We start from the raw sequence: 6,000 nt of genomic DNA on the forward strand, positions 1-6,000 counted from the left end.
AAACTAAAGTAGTAATCCTGTTTCAACAGGACTTACTGACCTAATACATTGGTAATACAGCAGTACTTGAAATTATGGAAATAATGCCCACGAGAGAGAATCAGTTATTACTTATTTCTTTACCTAAACCTGAACAATCTAAGTTTCGAATTTCTTTTTTAACTTTAATATCTAACCCCATATCTGGATGATGATTTATCATTTCTGTCCCCTCAGCTTGTTTACCAACCAGTGAAAGAGAATAATAAAAATATTTGGAAAGATTTGTATGCAAATAATCGGGCAACGTAGATGTATCCTTATCATATTCTATTATGAATGTAGAAGCATTATAACTAGCAATATCAACAAACCCAGTATTAGATAATACACAAAGCATATATCTTCTAGCTTCATCATAGCTTCCGAAATCTTTTTCGTAATTAATTACATCATAAGAGAAATGATATTTCATCAAATTACCAATTTTTATCCATAAAATCTGCAATTTCATCTTTCATTACGACTGATGATGGGACTGAATTTCTCAACATGTCCTCAATTTTATGAAGATCCTCAACAGTTGGGAAAAAAATATGTTTCTTAGCATATGCATTGGCAAAACATACTACTTCATATCCCTCTTGGCGGTCAAGCTTTATTCTATCCAATATGCCAATATATTGAGGATTATCTCCATTATCAACTTTCCAAGTATAATCCTTATATTTTAATTGTACTTTAGTAAATGTCATAATTTTATTGTTAAGGCGATGAATACGTTAATGACCAAATATATCTATTGAAAGGCAATAATCTATACGTAAAAATACCTGATTTTAAATTACAGAAAAATACCCCCTGCTGGCGCGAGCATCATGCCCATTCCAACGAGGAGATGAGAAATTAGAAAAAGGAACAAAAAATCAAAACTCCAAATGATAAAGCTTTGATTGTAAAATAGTATATTTTAGCATTAGTAAAAACCGAAGAACCAATGGTAATGTGATACTAACATTAACATTTTAATTTAGATAGCAGATGTTTACTATAAAGTATGAAATAATATCGGAACAGTTTGATGATATTAACAACATGACCGACGAAGAAATACAATATTATTTTTTATTGGGAAATGTGTGTTTGCATTCTGCTAATGCAAGTATTGAAATGGAATGGGAATGGATACCATTATTAGACTTTGCTCATTGTTTGCAACACATCGTTAATGATCTAAAAGGAGATAATGCTACTAAGCAATATTTTGAGTTTACAGAAAGTGCCGATACATTAGAGTTTTCAAGACAGGGAGAACAATTAAAAATTGTTGCTTCTTTTTCATCAATAATCATAGAAACGACATTTGTAGATTTTGAAAAGGCGTTACATGATTTTCACACGAGCATTAGTGAACACATCCGAAGAAATGTCCCAAACGAGGTGCCAATTGTGTTGCAAAAATATCTTTCTTTTTAAGAGAGCGTCACGCTATCGCGCCAGCAGGGAGATAAAGTGTTACTTAATAAAACAGTAATAAAATATGAAGATTAAATCAAATTTTTTAGTTGCCTTGTTGTTTTCAATTATTCCTTTTTTGGGCTTTAGTCAGGGTGCCAAAAAACAAGAAAAAGACACTATTCCGTATGAAGTACGGTATAAAAAACTTAAGGAATTATTCATAAAAAGAATTGATACTGATAGTTATAAAAAAGAAAGCAAGTTAGTTTCCGACTATGGAGATAAACTTAATCTTACGCCTTCTGATAGTGAACAATTCCAAGAAATGGAGGTATTAGAATGGATAAAAGTAAACTTAAAGCAAACAAACTTTAAGACAATGGAAGAAGCCGAAAAGGAATGGGCAGCTGTAGAAATAGCTCAGGAAATAGAACTGCAAGAAAACTTAGCTTACCATAATTATTTATTTGAAACAATTAAAGCGACTAGGAAATTTGATTTAGCAATTGTTTTGGAAGAAGAAGTTAGGGAAGAATACCCGGAGAAATTCCCGAAACCTAAAGAATATATTCATACTATGCCCACATTACCGGGACAATAAAATACTTATATAAGGCTGCCAAATGGCAGCCTTATATTTTTATAGGTTTTAAATTAGGATTATAACTCTCTTTGGCGCGAGCATCACACTCGTGCCGGCGAGAATAAATTAAACTTTAGATGTGCAAATTAAAATCATAATTGATATTAAAATTTTTGCAGAAATTTCTAAGTTTACTGCAACCGTCTAAACCGCTAAAATTTTCAACTAATAACCCATTGAGTGTAATTATTTAAAATTAACTCAAAATTTAGGTAAAAAAAACAGGATAAAATATTTCATCTTATCCTGTGCAATTTTATAGTGAATGCTTAATTTGTTAAACCAATTATTCATATACTAAAACTTTTTCAAAAATTATGGATTCAATTGTACCTTAAGCTCCTCTATATCACTTCCTCTATACAGGCTCAAATATGCTTTAGATAGATTTGCATCTTTAGGTATTACGAAATAAAATACTCTTTCAGCTTTCTCACCTTTTTTTAGAACCAGATCATTGTTTGTATTAGGACTTACAGCATTAGGATTTGCTTTAAAAAATTCTGGTTTAAAAGAAGTAAACTTTTGTATTCCTTCTGATTTATCATCTAAATGAATAGAAAAACTTGTATTCATTCCAGAATAAACTCCATTACATTCAAGACTCTCAAGGCCAATGTTTACAGCTAATAATTGTTCATCATCTTTTGGTGCACGATAATCGATATCTGTTTCAGCGTATTTTGCATTTGTAGTATAACTTACAACAGTATATTTGTCTTTTGTATAAGTTCCTGTTTGAAATTGTTTATCATAAGTATTCTTACTTTCATCTATAAAAGAAGTACCAGATACAGTTGTTTTTGGCTCTGGTCTTACAACATTAACCGTATTTTCTTTCGTTGGTTCCTCTGTTGGTTCCTTTGCTTGTTCATTCTTACAAGATGCAAAGATCACTACACCTGCTAAGACTAAAATTCTAAATTGTTTCATAGTTTAAAAATGTTGTTAAGGATAATTATTTTAACTTCGCAGAGCTTTTAATAGTTTCATACATTTTTTCAGCAGCTTCCTTTGTGCCGCCAACTATACCTGTAGCACGGTTGTGAAATACATAACAGCCCTCACCTTTAGCTTTTAGCATAAAGAAAAACCTGTATTGGGCATCATAACCTTCTGTAGCAAGTTCTTCATATATAAAACCATCTGCATCTTCTTTTAGTACTTTAGTGGTTTTAGCCCCAGCAGCGAATTGTGCTTTATACCTTTTAACAGCTTCTTCAGTGGTATTTTCAAAAGTAGTACTAACATCAACGCCAGTTTCTTCATTTATAGTAACCATAAGCTCTTCAGGGTTAACATCACTCGGCGTAATTTTTGCTGTTTTAGGCAGTTTTACCAGGATTGGGTACGCTTTATTTATAGCGCTCAGGTCAGTTTCTACCCAGTCAGCCTCGTTAAAAACATAAGCTACAGCAGGAGTTTCGGTTTTAGTTTCAGTAGCAGTGTCAGCATTTGCATCTTCAGTACTTGCTTTTTTGTTGCATGACGCTACTACAAGAGCCACTAGTAACATTTGAAATACTCTTTTCATTTCAGATCGTTTTAATAGGTTAATAAGAATTGATTAATGCTACAATTAGATTTGTAGCGAGCACTAAATTAAGAAAATACCTATTAAAAACAACTTTTATCCTATCTTTTTGCAAACAGTTTACAATCTAATAACACTTCGTTGTGAGCGTAACGCTCGTGCCCAATCCTAAATTAAAACAGTAATTTATTATATTTAAAACCACAGCAGAATAAAACATTTGAAATGTTTTAAGCAAAAACCGGATTAATGGGCACGAGTGTGATGCTCGTACCAACAGGCAAAATCGATCATAAGCTATTGGCTACCTGTTTTTTAATGATTTTTGTGTTTCAACGATAAATGTGTTTTCTTCATCGATTATTTAATGTAGGATATCTCTCATATTGAAAATAAATTAATTTTAATATAGATATCTCGCCTTGAACAAGCTGAAACAGAGGCGCTAAAAACTGAAAGTAAGCTCAACCAACCAATCATTCCTATTTTTATGAAAAAAATTTCATTTTTTTTGATCGTATGTACTATGGCTGTAATAGCAGCGTGTTCTAGTGAAGAAACAACAAATTTCAGCTCGGAAGACAATGGATTTAAACAAAAGAGTTTAGCTACATTAACAGCCCAGTATAACAAAATGATTAACTCTCCAAGCTACAAGAATGAGCATGCCGCATTGAATCAGTTCGTAACAAAAATGAACTTTAACGGTAATCCGGCAGCTATTCAGGGAGACACTGAAACTGATATGCTTCTCTGGATTTCAAATAATTTATCCACTACTTCTTTTACTAGTTATGGAGCTGCAGTAAATGAATGGGAAAATGTTGTCGCTTTAGGAATGGTAAGCTATCAGGCAAATTTAGGCTTTTACAATGAGCTTGGGAGTAATCCCGGACTATATCCAAGTATCATTCCTCCGTTAACTGCTCCGGTATCGCCAAATGCGTGTCCAACGTGCAAAACAGCTTTTAATGATTGTTCAAGTGCCGCTAACAAAGCTTATGGAAGTGCAGTGGAAGGTATAATTGATCAGATAGAAAATAATACTATTACAGCCAACCAAGGAGTAAGAAAATTAGAAAAAGCAGATGTTAAATTAACAACAGCCTTAAATCGTTGTAAAAGAACTTTTTTAATATGCTGTGGTTCTTAAAACCAATTAAATAATTTATACAGGCTGCCATTTGGCAGCCTTATTTTTTTGTTTATGTTTAGTTTTAATTATTAAAAATTTCTTACCGGACGGAAAAGTCTTGAGTCTGTTTTAACGCTAACTACAGGAACAGATGTAATAGCAGAAGATACACTTACTGAATATATGTGACCTGAACTAAATTCTGATGAACTTACATAAAATACATTAACATTAGAAATTCCAAGAGTAGCGCCATTAGCAAATACTTTGAACATCTCATTACGGCTTGGCAGGTACCAGTCACTATAACCGCCCAATACAAGGTCATCACATACTTTGGCAGGTATTCCTGTATCACTACATCCATTAACTACAGCAGTAGTATTTGCCTGTCCGGTACCAAGCCCTAATGAAGTTCCAATGCCGGTTCCATTACATCCCCATGATGCTGGTCCGTAATCAGACGCTGTAACAATTATTCCGTGTAAAATAGACGGATTATATCCAGGGTCTCCCGGCTGGAGTATATAACCAATCTTGCCGCCCTGGTAATTATCACCAATGGCAAGTGGCGCTGATACTGTTCCACCTATCATGTTTGTCCATCCTATAGTATTGCGCACTTGCAGTTCACCGTTTGGACCACAATCAATACACCATATTACCAATCCCGGTTCCTGAGATGCTATTGCATTACGCTGTGCTGCCGTCATTCGCGGAGGCATAAAACCCTGTGTGGTCGAATTAACTTCCAGTTTCGCCGAAACAATAGGCGCTACCGTACCAACCCCAACATTACTGCCATTATTATATATGTTCCCATTATTTATTACCCACGCACTACCATTCCAAAATGGAGTAGCACCCGTTTGTGTAGAATTAGGCAACAACCCCGCAGGACCCTGTATACCCTGTAATCCCTGATTTCCTTGTGGCCCGGTTGGACCGACTACACCTTGTATTCCCTGTGTTCCTTTAAGGGAATTTATAAAAGCAGTCTGAGTTCCCGATCCTCCATTATTAAGCCAAACCTGGTAAGCACTTATTCCGTTATTACCAATAACACCCTGAATTCCTTGTGGACCTTGGTTTCCTTGCGGACCTGTTGGGCCTATCGGACCTGTAATTCCTTGTATTCCCTGTGCTCCTTTAAGCGCATTTATAAAATCGGTTTCTGTTCCTGTTCCGCCATTGTCAAGCCAAACCTGATAAGCACTGATACCATTAGCTCCTGATGCGCCTGTATTACCA

7 protein-coding genes and 1 pseudogene are annotated in these 6,000 nt (G+C 34.5%); 3 read left to right on the forward strand and 5 right to left on the reverse strand.

What is annotated here, in order from left to right; translation table 11 throughout:
• Positions 1-100: 100 nt before the first annotated feature.
• Together EPI11_RS10300 and EPI11_RS10305 are read right to left on the reverse strand one after the other, a co-directional pair.
• Positions 101-454: a hypothetical protein gene (locus EPI11_RS10300; protein ID WP_128389886.1), complete on the reverse strand. Its 354-nt coding sequence runs from the start codon at positions 452-454 to the stop codon at positions 101-103.
• A gap of 4 nt (positions 455-458) precedes the next feature.
• Positions 459-734 (reverse strand): hypothetical protein, encoded by a 276-nt coding sequence (locus EPI11_RS10305; RefSeq protein WP_128389887.1) that lies wholly within the window; start codon positions 732-734, stop codon positions 459-461.
• Positions 735-1,020: 286 nt separating this feature from the next.
• On the opposite strand from EPI11_RS10305, the gene EPI11_RS10310 reads away from it, so the two are divergent.
• Positions 1,021-1,455: a hypothetical protein gene (locus tag EPI11_RS10310; protein ID WP_128389888.1), complete on the forward strand. Its 435-nt coding sequence runs from the start codon at positions 1,021-1,023 to the stop codon at positions 1,453-1,455.
• Positions 1,456-1,519: 64 nt separating this feature from the next.
• Positions 1,520-2,038: a hypothetical protein gene (locus EPI11_RS10315; RefSeq protein WP_128389889.1), complete on the forward strand. Its 519-nt coding sequence runs from the start codon at positions 1,520-1,522 to the stop codon at positions 2,036-2,038.
• A 357-nt stretch (positions 2,039-2,395) separates the two neighbouring features.
• Here EPI11_RS10315 and EPI11_RS10320 read toward each other — a convergent pair whose 3' ends face one another.
• Both EPI11_RS10320 and EPI11_RS10325 read right to left on the reverse strand, forming a co-directional pair.
• A complete protein-coding gene (locus tag EPI11_RS10320) occupies positions 2,396-3,013 on the reverse strand; it encodes a hypothetical protein (RefSeq protein WP_128389890.1) in 618 nt (205 codons plus the stop codon).
• 25 nt (positions 3,014-3,038) lie between these two features.
• Positions 3,039-3,614 (reverse strand): hypothetical protein, encoded by a 576-nt coding sequence (locus EPI11_RS10325; RefSeq protein WP_128389891.1) that lies wholly within the window; start codon positions 3,612-3,614, stop codon positions 3,039-3,041.
• Between the two features lie 490 nt (positions 3,615-4,104).
• Here EPI11_RS10325 and EPI11_RS10330 point away from each other — a divergent pair, with 490 nt between their 5' ends.
• Positions 4,105-4,767, forward strand: coding sequence for a hypothetical protein (locus tag EPI11_RS10330; protein WP_128389892.1), 663 nt, complete (start codon positions 4,105-4,107; stop codon positions 4,765-4,767).
• Between the two features lie 71 nt (positions 4,768-4,838).
• On the opposite strand, the pseudogene EPI11_RS19095 reads toward EPI11_RS10330, so the two are convergent.
• A pseudogene (locus EPI11_RS19095) lies at positions 4,839-6,000 on the reverse strand (DUF1566 domain-containing protein); the annotation flags it as partial.

The sequence above is a fragment of the Flavobacterium cerinum genome (assembly GCF_004028155.1).
GTDB classification, from domain to species: domain Bacteria; phylum Bacteroidota; class Bacteroidia; order Flavobacteriales; family Flavobacteriaceae; genus Flavobacterium; species Flavobacterium cerinum.